Source organism: Micromonospora sp. WMMD1155 (assembly GCF_029581275.1).
In the GTDB taxonomy this organism is placed as follows: domain Bacteria; phylum Actinomycetota; class Actinomycetes; order Mycobacteriales; family Micromonosporaceae; genus Micromonospora.
The window spans coordinates 6,182,260-6,198,485 of the sequence record NZ_CP120742.1 but is presented as its reverse complement, the minus strand read 5'-3'; the positions used below and the strand labels follow the sequence as shown (position 1 = coordinate 6,198,485).

10 protein-coding genes and 1 pseudogene are annotated in these 16,226 nt (G+C 73.0%); 5 read left to right on the top strand and 6 right to left on the bottom strand.

Annotated features, from left to right (window positions below):
- Nucleotides 1-669 precede the first annotated feature (669 nt).
- A pseudogene (locus O7617_RS33495) lies at nt 670-1,086 on the top strand (hypothetical protein); the annotation flags it as partial.
- Between the two features lie 281 nt (nt 1,087-1,367).
- On the top strand, nt 1,368-2,576 hold the full coding sequence (locus tag O7617_RS28220; RefSeq protein ID WP_282259272.1) for a low temperature requirement protein A: 1,209 nt from the start codon (nt 1,368-1,370) through the stop codon (nt 2,574-2,576).
- Between the two features lie 56 nt (nt 2,577-2,632).
- On the opposite strand, the gene O7617_RS28215 is transcribed toward O7617_RS28220, so the two are convergent.
- Nucleotides 2,633-3,460 carry a hypothetical protein gene (locus O7617_RS28215; RefSeq protein WP_282259271.1) on the bottom strand — a complete coding sequence of 276 codons (828 nt, stop codon included), beginning with the start codon at nt 3,458-3,460 and terminating at the stop codon, nt 2,633-2,635.
- Between the two features lie 253 nt (nt 3,461-3,713).
- On the opposite strand from O7617_RS28215, the gene O7617_RS28210 reads away from it, so the two are divergent.
- Entirely contained in the window at nt 3,714-3,920 is a 207-nt protein-coding gene (locus O7617_RS28210; protein ID WP_088989422.1) for a hypothetical protein, read from the top strand.
- Nucleotides 3,921-4,187: 267 nt separating this feature from the next.
- Nucleotides 4,188-5,147: a TIGR03557 family F420-dependent LLM class oxidoreductase gene (locus tag O7617_RS28205; protein WP_282259270.1), complete on the top strand. Its 960-nt coding sequence runs from the start codon at nt 4,188-4,190 to the stop codon at nt 5,145-5,147.
- 88 nt (nt 5,148-5,235) lie between these two features.
- Here the strand turns inward: O7617_RS28205 and O7617_RS28200 are convergent, their stop codons facing one another.
- From O7617_RS28200 to O7617_RS28180, 5 genes are all read right to left on the bottom strand, one after another.
- Complete coding sequence (locus O7617_RS28200) at nt 5,236-6,750, bottom strand: hypothetical protein (protein ID WP_282259269.1); 1,515 nt, start codon at nt 6,748-6,750, stop codon at nt 5,236-5,238.
- Nucleotides 6,751-6,926: 176 nt separating this feature from the next.
- Nucleotides 6,927-9,023, bottom strand: a complete 2,097-nt coding sequence (locus O7617_RS28195; RefSeq protein WP_282259268.1) for an amino acid transporter — start codon at nt 9,021-9,023, stop codon at nt 6,927-6,929.
- 88 nt (nt 9,024-9,111) lie between these two features.
- A complete protein-coding gene (locus tag O7617_RS28190; protein WP_282259267.1) occupies nt 9,112-9,513 on the bottom strand; it encodes a hypothetical protein in 402 nt (133 codons plus the stop codon).
- 363 nt (nt 9,514-9,876) lie between these two features.
- Nucleotides 9,877-10,647, bottom strand: a complete 771-nt coding sequence (locus O7617_RS28185) for a DUF5995 family protein (protein WP_282259266.1) — start codon at nt 10,645-10,647, stop codon at nt 9,877-9,879.
- 137 nt (nt 10,648-10,784) lie between these two features.
- Nucleotides 10,785-13,685, bottom strand: a complete 2,901-nt coding sequence (locus tag O7617_RS28180; RefSeq protein ID WP_282259265.1) for a LuxR family transcriptional regulator — start codon at nt 13,683-13,685, stop codon at nt 10,785-10,787.
- Nucleotides 13,686-13,880: 195 nt separating this feature from the next.
- Between O7617_RS28180 and O7617_RS28175 the strand changes: the two genes are divergently transcribed.
- Nucleotides 13,881-16,169 (top strand): adenylate/guanylate cyclase domain-containing protein, encoded by a 2,289-nt coding sequence (locus O7617_RS28175; RefSeq protein ID WP_282259264.1) that lies wholly within the window; start codon nt 13,881-13,883, stop codon nt 16,167-16,169.
- Nucleotides 16,170-16,226 lie beyond the last annotated feature (57 nt).

The window sequence follows — 16,226 nt, the reverse complement described above, 5'->3', positions numbered from 1 at the left end:
GCCGGGTGGCTGCTGCGCGGACGGCGGGGTGGTCAGGGCAGCTCGATTGTGGATGGTGACCCCGTCGCCGGACTGGCCGTGATCTCCACGCCGACGCCGGCTGCCACCACCGACGAGCCCCGGCCCGCCGCCGCCGTCGACCCGGCCCCGACCGCCGTCGCCGACGAGCCGGTCCCGGTGGACACGGTCAGCGCGCCGGCTGCGGTGACCGCCACGGACGACCACGGCCCGACGCCCGTCCCGGCGGAAGCGTCGAGCACCGTCGACCCGGGCGACATGGCGCTGACCGAGCCCCCGCCGCCCGTGCCGTCGGCCGAATCAGACGCGAACGAGCTGCGGCCGGAGCCCGCCGTCGAGTCCACTCCCGAGCCGGTCGCGGCCGACGAGCAGCGCACCTCGGCAACCGTGGTGGCCCCGCGCCGGCCTGCGGACGACCTCCCGCCCGCGAACGCCACGCCGATCGACACCACCCCGGCCGACACCACCCCTGCCGACGAGCCGGTCGGCGCCGTTTCGGCAGCGGAGCCGGTAGCGGCCACCGACGCGGACGACCGGATCACCGCCGACCCGGCCGACGACGCGGAGGCCAGGCCCTCGTCGGCCGAGCCGGCGGTGGTGACCACCGACTCGGCGCACACCGACCCGGTGGACGCTCACCACGCCGACGCGGAGCCGGTGACCACCGACTCGGCGAAGGCGGAGCCGGTGGCCGCCGACCCCGACCCGGTGGACGCTGAGGCGGCGCGGCCGGCCGTGGCCACCCCTCCGGTCCGACCGGCCGCCGCCACGTCCCCTGCGGCCGAGGACACCGACATCACCGGCTACCCGGGCGACCCGACGGGTCCGGCCGACGACTTCCGCCGTATTCAGGGGATCGGGCCGAAGATGGCGGCGGCGTTGCAGGACGCCGGCGTGCGCACCTACGGCCAGCTCGGTGACCTGGACGAGCCGGCGCTGCGCGACCTGATCCGAGCCGCCGGTCTCCGCGCCGCACCCGGCCTGGCCAGCTGGCCGCAGCAGGCCCGCGTGCTCGCCGGTGCCGCCGGCGAGATGGCCGCCGTGCTGCCGAACGGCAACCAGGCCTGACCGCCTGACCTCTGGTCCCCGGCCGGCCGTCAACGCGACGACCGGCCGGGGACCTGCTCGTTCCAGGGGGCGGGACGACTCCGGTGCCGGCCGTCCGACGATCGGCCCGACATCCGGGGACCGAGGTGACCATCCGGGCCGGACGTCCCCAGAGCCGCGTCGGTCGACCCGGTCGGGGGAAGACGAGGCGAATACCGGCCCGTACGGTCGGCCGGTCGTTACCGTCCGTTGAGGTGGGCCGGACGGGTCCGTCGAGTCGAGCGGTTCCGCAGGAGTGACCCGTGCACCTCCCCGCGCCGGAGCCTGCGTCGCCGCAGGCCAGCGGCCCTCCGGTGCGAGACCCGGAGGGCCCGCGCCGGGTGACCCTCCTCGAACTCTTCTTCGACCTGGTGTACGTGGTCGCGCTGGCCCTCATCTCCCGGACGATGGTCGAGCAGCTCGACTGGCACAGCGCCGGGCAGGCACTGATCATGCTGGCCGCCGTCTGGTGGACCTGGGCGATCACCACCCTCGTCACCGACCTGTACGACCCGGAACGCACCGAGATCAAGCTGCTGATCAGCGCGGTGATGTTCGGCGCGCTGCTGATGACCACGGCGATCCCGGAGGCGTTCGACGACCGGGGGCTCGTCTTCGCCGGCACCTACGTGGCGATCCACCTCGGGCGCGGGCTGTTCCTGATGCCCGCGGTACGGCGTCAACCGCAGACCCAACGTCGCGCGGCGCGCATCTTCGTCTGGTTCCTGGTGTCGGCGATCCCGTGGCTCGTCGGCGCGTTCGTCAGCGGCGACGCCCGGATCATCTGCTGGACGATCGCGCTCGCCATCGACTACGTCGGTTTCCGGCTCGCCTACCCGGTGCCCGGCCTCGGGGTGGTGCCGGAGAAGCAGCGCAACGTCCAGGCGGAGCACCTGTCCGAGCGCTACCAGCAGTTCTTCATCATCGCCCTCGGCGACTGCATCCTGACGATCGGCACCATGTTCAGCCTGGAGCACAACGAGGCCGAGAACATCGCGGCGTTCGCGGTGGCGTTCCTGACCACCCTGCTGCTCTGGCGGATCTACGTACACAAGTCCGGCGAGTTGCTGCCCAGCGCCATCCAGGCGGCAAAGTCGCCGAGCAAGTTCCTGTTCACCGCGCCGTACACCCATCTGTTGATGATCTCCGGCGTGGTGACCACGGCGGCCGGCTTCCACCTGGTGCTGCACGAGCCGACCGGGGAGACCCCGCCGGCCTGGCTGGCGGTCTTCCTCGGCGGCCCGGCGCTGTTCCTGACCGGCCGGGCCTCCTTCGAGTACGAGGTGTTCAGCCGGGTGTCCTGGTCCCGACCGGGAGGCATCCTGGCGCTGCTGACCATCGCACCCGTCGCGTTGTACGTGCCGCCGATGATCGCGTCACTGGGGGCCCTGCTGGTGCTTGCCGGGGTGGCGTACGCGGACCACCGGCGCAGCCACGGCAAGCCGGCGGAGACTCCCAGCCCACCGCACTGAGCCGGGCGCGAGCGCGACGCCGCCGACGGGCGACCGTCGGCGGCGTCGGCTGCCGCTCACACCAGCGCCCCGGCGTACCCCCGGACCTGCAACCTCCGCCCGGCGGTGCCGCCCAGACGCACCTGCAGGCCCAGCGGGGCGGCGGCCCGGCGGACGTCGTCGAGGTGCAGCGATCCGTGCCGGTCCACGGTGAGCACCGGGGGCTCTTCGAGTTCACCGACGGGTGCGTGGAAGGAGAGCAGGGTGACCGAGGTGGTGAGATAGCCCGGGTACGCGGCGCGGGCCGCCGCCTCGTCCGGGTGCGAGAGCACCACCAGGTCGTCGAGGTGGGCGAAGTCGGCGGCGAGTGCCCCGGCCTTCCAGTGCGCCGGTTCGTCGGCCGCGCCGGTGAGGTGTCGCGACCGGTTCGCCGAGGTGATGTAGAGGTGATCCGTCCCCGTCTCGGCGAGCGCCCGCTCGAAGAACGCGTTGGACGGGCAGGTGAGACCGGGTGCGATGACCTGTGTGGTTCGCAACCCCTGGTCGACCTGCACGAGGTGCTCGGGAAGCCGTTCCGCCGCCGGCCCCCGGAAGCCGAACGGACCGGCCCCGTAGAGGGTGTCCATCAACGCGCGCACCCGTCCGACCGGCAACCGCGGTGAGATCCGCGTCCAGTCGTACATCCCGGGGATGCGTCCGACGGCAGTGGTGATGCTGCCGACGTGGTGGGCCGGACGACCCTTGGCCAGGTTGACCCGGCGCACGGTGGCCGCGTCGGGACGGGTGACGATGGCGTAGAAGTTGGCGAACGCCGCCGCGACGACCGCACCGCCGGCGAGCGCGCGGGCCGCGACCGCGACGTCCTCGGGGCGGTCGATGTACAGGGGCGGTGTCGGGGCGTCCATGAGTCCTCCTCGGCGGGGGCCGTGAGGCAGTTCTACGTCCACCGGCCGGTACGGCGGCCAGGTCGGTCGGCGATCCGATAGCGCGCCGGGGCGACCCGAGGCGGGCGGCCGATGCGTGGACGGTACTCACCGGTGGACCGCATCGGCCGGACGGACGATTCGGTGGGTGGTAGGCGGCGACAGTTAGTCGCGTGACCCGATTGGGTACAACGCCTGCACCTCAGCAATCCACCACATTCCTCAGGAGGCAGCGATGCGCGGCACCTCGATACTCGGAGTCATCGTCGTGATCTGGTTGTTGATCGGCGCGGTCGCCGCCGGTCAGCGCGGTTACTACAGCGGCGACGACACCAACTGCGCCGAGGCCGGCACCATCCTGGTCACCATCGTGGCCGGGCCGTTGAACTACATCGGCGCCAACCCCAAGGTCGACTGCAAGCTGCCCGAGCCGTCCAAGTAGGACGGACGTTCACCGGCCCAGGCTCCCGGCGGGGGCCTGGGCCGACGCGTGGGCAGAGCGTCTCAGTTGTCGTAGACGCAGCGGCCGTCGTGGTCGCCGGTGAGGGCCGCCCTCCCTGGTCGGAGGCCGCCGCCGCGGTGGCTGGTACGCCGCGCACACCCCGTACGGCGTCCTAGGAGGCTGGTCTGCGGTCTCCCCCGCGTTTGTCGCTGCTCCCGCCGGGAACCGACCCGGCGTCAGTCACGCGGACGGCGTCGGGAGCATGGCATGCAGATCGGCTACAAGCTGGCCTCGGAGGGGTACGGCCCCCAGGAGATCATCCGGCAGGCCGTCCTGGCCGAGCAGGCCGGTTTCGACTTCGTCGAGATGAGCGACCACTACCACCCCTGGCTCGACGCGCAGGGGCACTCGTCGTTCACCTGGAGCGTGCTCGGAGCCATCGCGGCCAAGACCAGCACCCTGCGGCTGGCCACCGGTGTCACCTGCCCGACCGTCCGCTACCACCCGGCGATCATCGCGCAGGCGGCGGCGACCATGGCACTGGTCTCCGACGGACGGTTCACCCTCGGCGTGGGGGCCGGTGAACGGCTCAACGAGCACGTCGTCGGGCAGGGATTCCCCAGCTTACGAGGGCGGCACGAGCGGCTCCGCGAGGCACTGGAGATCATCCGGCTGCTCTGGCAGGGCGGCTACCAGTCCTACGAGGGTCGGCACCTGCACCTGGAGGACGCCCGGGTCTTCGACCTGCCGGACACCCCGCCGGTGATCGCCGTGGCGGCCAGCGGCGAGGCGTCGGCCCGGCTCGCCGCCGAACTGGGCGACGGGCTGTTCGCCACCGAACCGGACGCGTCGATAGTCGAGCACTACCGGCGCGCGAACGGCTCGGGCCCCCGCTACGCCGAGGTTCCGCTGGCCTGGGCCACCGACGAGCAGCAGGCGGTGCAGGCGGTGTTGCAGACCAGCCGGTGGATGGTCACCGGCTGGAAGGTGATGAGCGAACTGCCGAACCCGGTCAACTTCGACGCGGCCAGTGCACACGTCGAGGAGAAGCACATCCGCCGACTCTTCGCCGTCGGCCCCGACCCGGAGCCGTACGTCGCCAAGGTCCGCTCGTACGTCGATGCGGGCTTCGACCACATCGTCCTGCAGAACGCCGGCCCCGATCCGGACGGGTTCCTGGACTTCTTCGCCGGTGACCTCTCCGGCCGCCTGCGCGCGCCGAGCTGAACCGGGCGCCCGAAGGGCGGGAGGCGCCGAGCCGCCCCGACCGGTCGTCGGGGCGGCTCGTTGCGCGTTCGGGATGGGCGCGGTGTGCTCAGCGGAAGCAGTGCGCGACGGGCACCTGGCTGCCCTCGCAGTTGGTGGGCTCGTTCTCGACGATCACACTCTCATCGTCGATCTTGACCTGGGCGTGCGAGGCGAAGACCCCACCGGGCTTCACCGTCGAGGCGTTGTGGGTGATCTTGCTGGTGTAGACCGCGACCGAGCCCGCCGTCGCGTAGATGCCACCGCCCGTGGAGGTGGCGCCGACCGCCTCGTTGCGGGTCACGTCACTGCCGCGGACCAGCAGGTTCGCCTTCTCGGCGTAGATGCCGGCGCCGAGGCCGTGGGTGGTGTTGCCGTCGACCACGCTGTCGTCGAGCGGCGTCAGGCCCTTGACCGTCGAGATGCCGCCGCCGTTGACCGTCGACGTGTTGCCACGGATGGTCATCTTGCGCATCACCAGCACCGCGTCGGAGTTCGCCGCACCGCCGCCGACCTGCGCGGTGTTGTTCAGCAGCTCGGTGTCGGAGACCTTGGTCCGGGCCGAGAAGCTGGCCAGGCCGCCACCCTGCGCGGCGCTGTTCCGGGTGAACGAGACGCTCTCCACCTCGGCCGCGCCCCGGTAGTTGCCGAGCCCGCCGCCGTACGCGTTGGCGCTGTTGCGGTGGAACTCGGAGCGCTTCAGCGTCAGCACGCCACCGTTGAGCAGGCCCCCGCCCTTGCCCGCGGCGCCGGAGGCGCTGTTGCCGACGAACGTGGAGTCGGTGACCACCAGGTTGCCGTCGTTGAAGATGCCCCCGCCGCCGCCCTCGGGCGACAGCGACGTGCTCTGCGAGACGGTCACCCGCTCCACCAGCGCCGTCGCGCCGTGCACCACGTGCACGCTGCCACCCTCGATCGCCGAGCGACCGTTGTGCAGTTCCACGTCGCGCAGGGTCAGCTCGCCGCCGTCGCGGACGGTGAAGAACCGGAACGCGGCGGCCTGGGCGTCGCGGGCGATGGTGGCCCCGGCGCCGTCGATGGTGATGGGTTGGTAGATCACCGGCAGACCGGCGGTGTCGTCGGCCGGGTTGCGCGGAGGCGCCTCGGCGTCACCAGGGGTCTCCGCGGCGTCGGCGGCCTCCCGCGCGTCGCGGATCCCGCCGTCGTACTGGTCCTTCTCGTGGAACGCCTCGGTGAGGACGTAGCGGCACTTGGGCGCGAGACGAAGTTCCGCGCCGCCCTCGGCGTTGGCCGTCACCAGCGCCGCCACCAGCTTCGCGGCGTCGCAGGGCACCGACACGACGCCCCGCTTGCCGGTGCCCGGGGTGTTCGGGCGATCCCGCTCGCCATCGCCCTGTTCGCGGTCCTCGCCGCGCCGGTCGTCGGCCCGCCGGTCGTCGTCGCCACCGGCCGTGGTGAGCCGGCCCAGACCGGGAAGGGCGAGGGCCCGGTCGGCGGCGGCGGCCACGCCGGCCGCTCCGGCCGCCCCCACCACCAGGCTCCCCGCCAGGAAACCGCTGGCTAGGAGCCATCGGGACCGGCGCCTGGGTCGGGTCGCGCGGCCTCCTCCTGGGTACGTGGACATCAAGAATGCCTACCTTCCTGCCTACTTCCGTGACCGCGCGCCGATCCGGGCGCGGGGCGCTCGACGTACCGCCGACCACCAGACGTCACGATAAGTCCGCAATACGGACAGGAAGGTGTGAACGTGAATAGTGCCCTTATTCATCTTCGGAACCCATGAAACGGGGCACCAGGGAATCATCCGCCGACGTGGATTCCGGGACGTCGAAGCGGGTCGCGCTCGGTCCGGCGGATGATCTCCCGTACCACCGGCGGGGTGTCCCCACGGCCGAGGATGAGATAGCGCGCCAGGTGCGCGATCGGGCTCCCCTCCGACCACTCGAAGTGCGCGTGCGGCCGTACGCCGGTCGCGTCCCGCAGGGCCAACAGGATCGCGGCGATGGCGTTGGGCGCGGCCGGGCTGCTGGCCCGCAGCACCCGGAAGCCACTCACCTCGATCCCGTGCACCCGCAGCACCTGACTGAACTCCGACGGGTCGACCACGTCGATCTCCAGGAACAGCACGTCCGCGGCCCCGGGCACCGGGTTCATCCCGCGCTGCGCCCGTTCCTTGACCGTGTACTCCTTCACCGAGCCCTTCTGCCGCTTGTTCGCGATCAGGTGCAACTGCCCGTCGTGGGCCAACGACTCGGTGATGAACCGACGCGCCGGCTCGTCGAACTCGATCCGCTCGGCCCGCAGCTCGGTGGTCCGGGTGACCCGGGACACCAGCGAGACGGCGATGATGCCGAGGATGAACAACGCCGAGATGGTGATCCCGTCCGGCTGCTCGATGACGTTCTCCACCAGCGCGTACAGCAGCACCAGCGTCAGCACCGTGAAGCCGGTCGCGCCGACGCGCTGGTGGCGGCGGGCGGCCGCGATCGTCACCGCCACCGCGCCCGAGACCATCATCGCCAGGATGCCGGTGGCGTACGCGCCGGCCTGGGCGTTGACGTCGGCCCGGAACGCGATCGTGATGGCGACGCTGACGACGGTGTAGACGATCACAACCGGGCGCACCGCCCTCGCCCACTCCGGCGCCATGCCGTACGAGGGCAGGTAACGCGGCACGATGTTGATCAACCCGGCCATCGCCGACGCGCCGGCGAACCAGAGGATGAGCACGCTGCTCACGTCGTAGACAGTGCCGAATGCCTCACCCAGATAGGTGTGCGCCAGGAACGCCAGCGCCCGCCCGTTCGCGCTACCACCCGGGCGGAACTCCTCCGCCGGGATGAGCGCCGTGGTCACGAACGTGGTCGAGATCAGGTACACCGACATGATCAGGGCGGCGGTGGTGAGCAACCGACGCGTGTTGCGGATCCGGGCGGCGAGGCGGGCCTGCTTGTCCGGCCCGTCGGCCGAGATCAACGGCATCATGCTGACCCCGGTCTCGAAACCGGACAACCCCAGCACCAGCAGCGGGAAGGCCAACACGGCGGTGAACAGCACGTGGCCCGGCCCGCCCCCGGTGGCGGTCAACGCGGCCGTCCAGTCCGACACGATGTCCGGGTTCTCGACGATCCGGGCCACCGCCACCCCGACGATCACCGCGTTGAGCACCAGGAAGATCGCGACGAGGGGGATGGCCACGACCACCGCCTCGCGGAACCCGAGCAGGAACACCCCACCGAGGATGAGCAGCAGCACGACGGTGACCACGACCGGCACCAGGGCGCCGTGCGGGACGTCCGGCAGGTACGGGTTCTCCAACAGGTGCACTGTGGCGTCGGCCGAGGACAGCGTGATCGTGATGATCCACGAGGTCGCCACGAAGCCGAGCAGCACCAGGACGAAGATCTTCCCGCGCCAGAACGGCAGCAGCCGCTCCAGCATCGCCACCGAACCCTGACCGTGCGGGCTGTCGTGGGCCACCCGCCGGTACATCGGCAGCATGCCGAACAGGGTCAGCGCGACGATCAGGAGCGTCGCCAGCGGGGACAGCGCACCGGCGGCCACCGCGGCGATGCCCGGCAGGTACGACAGCGTGGAGAAGTAGTCCACCCCGGTCAGGCACATCACCTGCCACCAGGCGTGCCTGCGGTTCTGCCCCTCGGCCGTCTCCGGCCCCGGCGGCTGCACCTGGTGCTGGAAGAGCCACCGGCGCAGCGGGCTGGCCGGCGGCACCGACCGGGCCGGGCTGGCCACCTGATCGGGCACCACGACCCCCGGCCGGCCACCCGCGTGCGGGCGGGCCGGGTCACGCGCCGCCCGCAACGCCGGGTCCGGTCCGGTCGGCGCGTGGCGGCGTCCACCCCAGCGTCGTGCTCTCCCCCGGTGCTCGTCACCCATCGTCAGTCCCCACCCTCACAGGTCCTGACCCGACGGTAGGCGGTAGCCGGGTGCCCAGCCTGCCGAACCGGGGACGTGAACGCGCTGCTCAGGGCAGGTCCGGGAGGGCGAGCAGTCGGGCCAGCGCGGGCGGGTCGGCGACGGTCACCGTGGCCGCCGGGTGGCGGACCAGCCCGCCGGGCACCAGGGCCGGCACCGGCGCGCCGAACCGCAGACAGACGCCGCCGGCCGTGCTACTGCCGAAGCTCACGCCCCGGTCGACCATCGACACGTGCGGCCCGATCACCCGCCACCAGCGGTACGGGCCACCCACCTCGACGGCCGTCACGTTGTCCCGGCGGGTGCGCAGCCGCCACGGCCCGTACCGGATCACCAGGTCCTGGTCTGTCACCGCGACCCAGGCCGTCGCCGGGCGGACGCCCACCAGCGCCAACACCGGGCGGAACGCCGGATCGAAGCGGAACGGGAACCGTGTCGCGACGTCGGTCATCGCGCGCCCGGTCGGGCGGTGGGTCGGGACACCGGGCCGCCCGGTCGCAGGGGCCCGGGTCGCGCGGGCCGGGGTCGGGCGGCGGGCCGCCGCCGGGCCAGGACGGTCATGGCGCGGGCGTACCCGTTACGCGCCCGCCGACACCCGGGAATCTCGCACCGCCGACTCCAGTGCCCCACCGCCGGCCGACACCCCCCGGGCCGGCCGACGGTGGCAGACGGTCGACACCCCCCGGGCCGACCGGCTGCACCCCCTGGGTCGACCAGACCTCGGCCGACCCCGTGGGGTGGGTGGAGCTGGTGGGACGCGCTCCCGCGCTCCGCCGCCCCCCACGGGGCGGAGCGCGGGAGCCCCCCGTCCCGGCTACTGCAGGAACGCCCCGAGGGGCGAAAGCAACAGCCGGCCGAGCGCGGCGGCGTTGTCGTCCAACCGCGTGCGCTCACACTCGTGGGCGTCCGGATCGTGCCGGCACCGCCAGATCCTCTGTGCGTTGCGCCAGGCGACATCGCGGGTGTACTCGACCAGTTCCCCCTGGTACCAGTCGTCGATGTCGCCGTTGAGCATGTCGATGAGCAACTGCCACCGCTCCAGATAGCCACGGCGCAGGCCGGGGATCTTGTCGGCGAAGATGTTGTTGATCTCCAGGTAGTCGCGGTGCTGGTCGCTACCGTCGACCGGCTCCGACTCCAGGTGGTCGAACGTGGTCACCAACGCGAACGGCAGGTCGAAGTTGATGTGCGCGTTCACCCCGGCCGCCGCCGAGGGCAGCGGGCGGGCGTCCGGCCCCCGCATCCGCTCGAAGAGACACGACCACGCCTTCGGGGTGCCCGGGCTGGAGTCGGTCCACAACCGCATCGCGTCGAAGTACCGCGCGGCGAACTCCACGTCGAGCCGGGACAGGAACGCCGGGTCGACGAAGCGATCGTCGTACAGCCCGTCGAGGACGCTGCTGGTGATGGTCAGGTAGAGCTTGTTGAAGTCGGCGAGGGGGCAGCTCTCCTCCAACGGAGGAAGCCGCACCAGCAGATCCTGGAGCTTGGTGAGATGATCGACGACGGCCGGCACGTCCGCGGGATGGTCGGCGAGCAAGTCGACGATGTCCCGGTGAACGGGCCCCCAGACCGGTTCGGTCATCTCTCCTCCATGGTGGTCGGCGGCATCCCCCGTGCCGTCGTCGACGCGGCTCAGCCTTTCAGCCCGCACCCGTCGGCCGGATCAGTAGAACGACGTATCCCGGCGCGCACAGGCGCGCCGGGATACGTCGTGGTCGGTCAGCCCCGGTGGTTACGCAGCTGGATCGCGCTGGCCTGAACGCGGGTGCGGACCTGCAACTTGTCGAAGATGTGCGAGACGTGCACCCCGATGGTCCGCTCGCTGATGAACAGCCGCTGCCCGATCTCCTTGTTGGTCAGCCCCTCCGCGACCAACGCGAGCACTTCCCGCTCCCGCGCGGTCAGCGCCGCCAACTCGTCGTCGGACGCCTGGGCCGGTGCCCCCCGGGTGGCCCCGGCGGTGGTGTCGCTCTCCTCCAGCGACACCCGGGCCCGCCCGGCCAGCTCGCGGATCTCCGAGGTCAACGGCACCGCGCCCAACCCCTGCGCCACCTCGTACGCCTCGCGCAACAGCTTGCCGGCGGTCGCCAGCCGACTGCGCCGAGCCAACAACGCCTCGGCCTGCCGCAGCCGCGAGTACGCCGCCGGATAGGGGTGGTTACGCCGGTCCCACTCGGCGACCGAGGTCGCCCACAGCTCCGGGTCACTGCCGTCGAGGCGGCTGACCTCGGCGGCGCAGAGCGCCAGGAACCCCTCCACGACCGAGCGCACCGGTCGGGCCGCGCCGGCGCTCTTGCGGGCCATCCGGTCGGCGACGTCGCGCAGTCGGCGCACCGCCGTCGGGTCCACCTCCAGGGTGCGGCTGGCGTGCGCCTCCGCCTCGGCGCGCAGGCCGTGCCAGACCAGGGCGGACAGGATCATCACGTCGTCGGAGCGGCTCTCGGTGAGGCCGCGCTGCACCGCCAGCCGCGCCACGTCGTGCCGGCCCTCCCACATGGCCAGCCCGGAGCGCAGGGTGAGCAGCGGGATGACGTGCCGCGCCCCGCCGCCGGCGAGCAGGGTCGCCACGGCGTCCAGGTCCCGACCGGCGGCCTCGATGTCGCCGTAGCCCACCGAGAGCCGGCACCGGGCGAGCAGCAACTCGACGGCGTCCGCACCGGACGGTCGCTGCCGCAACGCTACGGCGACGACCTTCTCCGCCTCGGCCCACTGACCGACCCGGAACAACCCGTTGATGGCGATGGCCAACAGCCGGGTGCCCCAGGTGCGGCCCAACCCCAGCTCGGCCACCCGTTCGGCACCCCGCCGGGCCACCACCACACCCTCTTCGAGGATGTTCAGCGGCCCGGTCAGCAACTCCGCCAGGTGCAGGTACGCGCAGGCCACGTCCTCGGGACGGCCGGCGCGTTCGGCGGTGTCGAGGGCGTCGCGCATGACCGCCAGGCCGGCGTCCGGATCCTCCAGGAAGGCGTCGCTGAAGCCCAGCGCCGAGCTGGCGAGCACGACCTCGGTGACGGACCCCTCCACGTTCTCGGCCAGCGCCAGCGCCTCGCGTGCCCGGTCACCGGCATCGGCGTACCGGCCCAGGTGCAGCAACAACTCGGCCAGGCGCGCGGCGGCCGCGGCGCGGTCGCGCGGGGAGCAGTCCGCCGCCTTCAACGCCCGCTGGTACTCCTCCTCGGCCAACGCGGAGCGACCGGCGGCGGCCAGGTAACGGGCCCGGCGGATGTGCAACGCGCAGCTCGGTTCACCACCCTGGAGCGTGGCCAGCTCCTCCAGTAGGGCCAACGCGCGGGCGTGCTCCCCACTGTGGTGGGCGGCCTCGGCGGCGTTCCCGAGCAGCTCGACGCGGTCCACCGCGAGAGGGCCCGAGTCGGCGGCGAGCTGCAACGCCACCGACCAGTGGCGGTGCGCCTCGGCGTAGCCGCCCAGCCGCTCGGCCTCCTGCGCGGCGGCCACCGCCGCCGGTAGGGCGCGCGCCGGGTCACCGGCCAGCCGCCAGTGGTGTGCCAGTCGGGCCTGGTGCAGCTCACCGGGCGCCGAGGTCAGCGCCTCGGCGTAGCGGCGGTGCAGCCCGGAACGCTCGGCCGGCAGCAACTCGTGCGCCAGCACCTCGGCGACGAGGCGGTGCCGCAGCCGGTAGCCGTCGTCCGCGCCGACCAGCAGCCGGTGTGCCACCGCCGCGCGGGCCGCGTCGATCAGCTCGTCCTCGGGCAAGCGCAGCACCTCGGCCAGCAGCCAGTGCTGCACCGGCTCGACGCCGGCGGCCACCGCGTGCACCACCGCGTGCGCGTGCTGCGGCAGCGCGTCGACCCGGTCGAGGAAGATCTCCCGCAGCGTCTCGGACAGGCCGTCGCGGCCGTCACGCAGGTCGCGGGCCAACTCCTCGATGACGAACGGGTTGCCACCGCTGCGCTGCCACACCTGCTCGGCGGCGTCCCCGGACAGGGCGCGGCCGACCACCGCGGCGGCGAGCTCCTCCGTCTCGGCCCGGCCCAGCGGCGCCAGGTCGAGCACCCGCACCGTCCGCAGACGACGCAGCTCGGTGAGCACCCGGCGCAGTGGGTGCGCACCCTGCAACGACTCGGCGCGCACCGCCGCCAGCACCGAGAGCTGGAGGTCGCCCAGACCGGCCAACAGGTAGAGCAGCAGTTGCCGGGTGCTGCGGTCGACCCACTGGAGATCGTCGAGGATCAACACCAACGGTCTGCCCTCGGCGATCAGGTGCAGCCCACGCGACACCCGCTCCAGCAACGCGCCCGCGCCGTCCGGGCCGGCGGTCTCGTCGGCGACCATCTGCAACAGCCCCCGCACCGCCGAGGAGCTGCGCGCGCGGGCGGCGGACAGGTCCGCGTCGTAGCGGCGGAGCGCCTGCAACAGCGGGTGCAGCGGGGAGGCGTCGCCGATGTCCAGACAGCTGCCGGTGAGCACCACGGCGCCCTGGTCACGCAGCCGGTCACCGATCTCACCCAGCAGCCGGGTCTTGCCCACACCACTCTCACCGGTCAGGAAGACGGCGGCGGTCTGCCCGTGCGCCGCGTCACCGAGCAACGCGGACCGAACCGACCGCACCAGCTCAGCCCGACCCACGAGCGGTGCGGTGTCCACATCGCTGGCCATGGCACGCAGCCTAATCACAGTGCCCCGCACCGTTCTACGGCCGCCCGCCGCTTGTGGTACTCCTCGCGTCGACTTTGCGACTAAAGGTTGCGGGTGGCCGACATACGTCGTTCTGCAGATCCCCCGGGAGCCCAGGGATGCCAATCTCCGGAGGTCATCAGGCAGAGAACGCGGAGAAGGGCCGGTGCGATACCCATGACCAGCAGCATCGTCGTCGTCGACCCGCGACGGACCGGCACCGGGCACTGGCCGGTGCCGGTGGAGAGACGCATCGTCACCGTCCTCTTCGCGGACATCGTCGGCTCCACCGGCCTGGTGGACCGGCTCGACCCGGAGGACGTCCGCGCCCTGCAACGGGCCTACTTCGACGCCGTCGCCGGCGTGCTGCACCGCTGGCAGGGTGTCGTGGAGAAGTACGTCGGCGACGCGGTGATGGCCCTCTTCGGCGCTCGGCACTCGGACGGCTTCGACGCGTACCGGGCGGTGCGCGCCGGGCTCGAGATCCAGGCCGCGCTGGACCGCCGGCCGATGGTCGACGACATCAAACTGCGCGTGCGCGTCGGTGTCGCCACCGGCGAGGTCGTCGTCGACCTGGGCGGTGCCGTCAGTGGCGGGCACGGGGTGGCCAGCGGCGCGGTGATCACCACCGCCGCCCGTCTGCAGGAGTACGCGGAGCCCGGCGCGGTGGCGCTCTGTGCGGCCACCGCAGGCGCCACCGCCGGCCTGATCACCCAACGTCAGCTGGTGGCGGTGCCGGTGGCCAGCCGGGTGCCTCCGATGCCGGTCTGGCACGCGGTCGGCCCGGTACGCCCCGGCACCGACCGCCACGACGGCCCGCTGATCGGTCGTCGCCGCGAACTGGCCACCATCCGCGACCAGGTGAGCCGGGCCGTCCGCGAGCAGAGCCCGAGGTGGCTGTCGCTGGTCGGCCCGACCGGCAGTGGCCGCAGCCGCCTGCTGCACGAGCTGACCCGTGGGCTGACCACCGTGGACGGCCGGCCGGTGCGCTGGTGTGTGGCGACCTGCCAGCCGTACCCCGATCAGGCTCTGGCGCCCGCCGCCGACCTGCTCCGCGGCCTCGCCGGGGTGCGGCACGGCGACGGCCCGGCGGTGGTCCACGACCGGTTGGTCGCCGCCCTGACGTCGCTGTTCCCGCCGGAACGGGTCGCGGCGGCGATCCCGGCCCTGCAGCGGTTCCTGACCAGCCCGGACAGCTCGTCGGCCGCGCTGGCGGGGGCGGCGGCCTGCCGCGACGTCCTGCTGCGCCTGGCCGCGCACCAACCGCTCGTCGTCGCCGTGGACGACGTGGACCGGGCGGCGCCCGCGATGAGCCGGTTCCTGCACGCGCTGTTCACCGCGGCGACGGCGCGCGGTCTGCCGCTCGCCCTGATCACCCTGCACCAACCGCAGTGGGCCGATACCCGGCCCAGCCCGGCGCGACGGATGACGATCGGACCACTGGCCACGGTGCAGTCCGGGCGGCTGCTGCGCCACCTGCTCACCCGGGCCGGACAGCCGGTGACCCTGGTCGACCGGCTGCTGCCACTGGTGGGAGGCCGACCCGGGCACGCGGCGGCGTACGTCGCGTCGCTCGTGGACGGCGCCGACCCGGTGGCGCTCGCCCTGCCCGAGGCGCTACGCCGGGTCGTCGGCGCCGAGCTGGACACCCTCGACGGTGAACGGCGGGCGGTGCTGATGGCCGCCGCCACCCTCGGCGGGGTGATCTGCGGCGACGCCGTCGACCGGGCCCTCGGCTGGCCGCCCGGCCGGTCCGCGCCCACGCTACGGGCATTGGTCGCCGCCGGGCTGCTGCTCCCCCGCCGTGTCGGTGGGTACGCGTTCGCCGCGCCCGCGCTGCGTCAGGTCGCCGCCGAGCGCCTGCCCCGCGCGTTGCGGGCCGTCTTCGGCCGCCGCGTCGCCGACGTCGTGGACCTCGACACCGTCCACCCCAACGTCGTCCGCGCCGACGTCGACCGCGCCGGCGCTGACCCGGCAGGCGCCGGTCGTGCTGCCGCCAGCAGCAAGGCCGTACGGCGCGCCGAGGGCGTACCGCGCGCCGAGGTCGTGCCCCTCGACGCCGTTCGTGCGCGGAACAGCCGGCTCGGCGCCGCCGTCGCGCGCACCAACCGCCTCGACGCCGTCTTCGCGATGTCGCCCTCCGACGTGTCGCGCCACCGCCCCCGCAGCCCGACGGTGACCACCTCACCGGCCGCGTCCACCAGCGGAACGGACCCGAGGCTCCGGGCCGTCCCGTCGACGGGCGGCGTGCCGCCGACCCGAGGGTCTACGAGGGCTACCCATGCGGGCGGGCAGCGGGCACCCGGTGCGGACCGGGCCTCGCCAGCGATCCGCGTCGTGCCTGCCGTGCCGGGGTCAGCCGAACGCACCGCGCCTGCCGACGTCGGGAGTCCACCTGGGGTGGTGCGCGCCCTGCCACGCCCTCCGGCGACCCATTGGGGGGACGGTCTGGCCGCCTCGGCGTGAGGCTCCGTCTCTATGGTCGTCGGAGGCCGAGCGGCTCGACACGCCGAGCACCGCCCT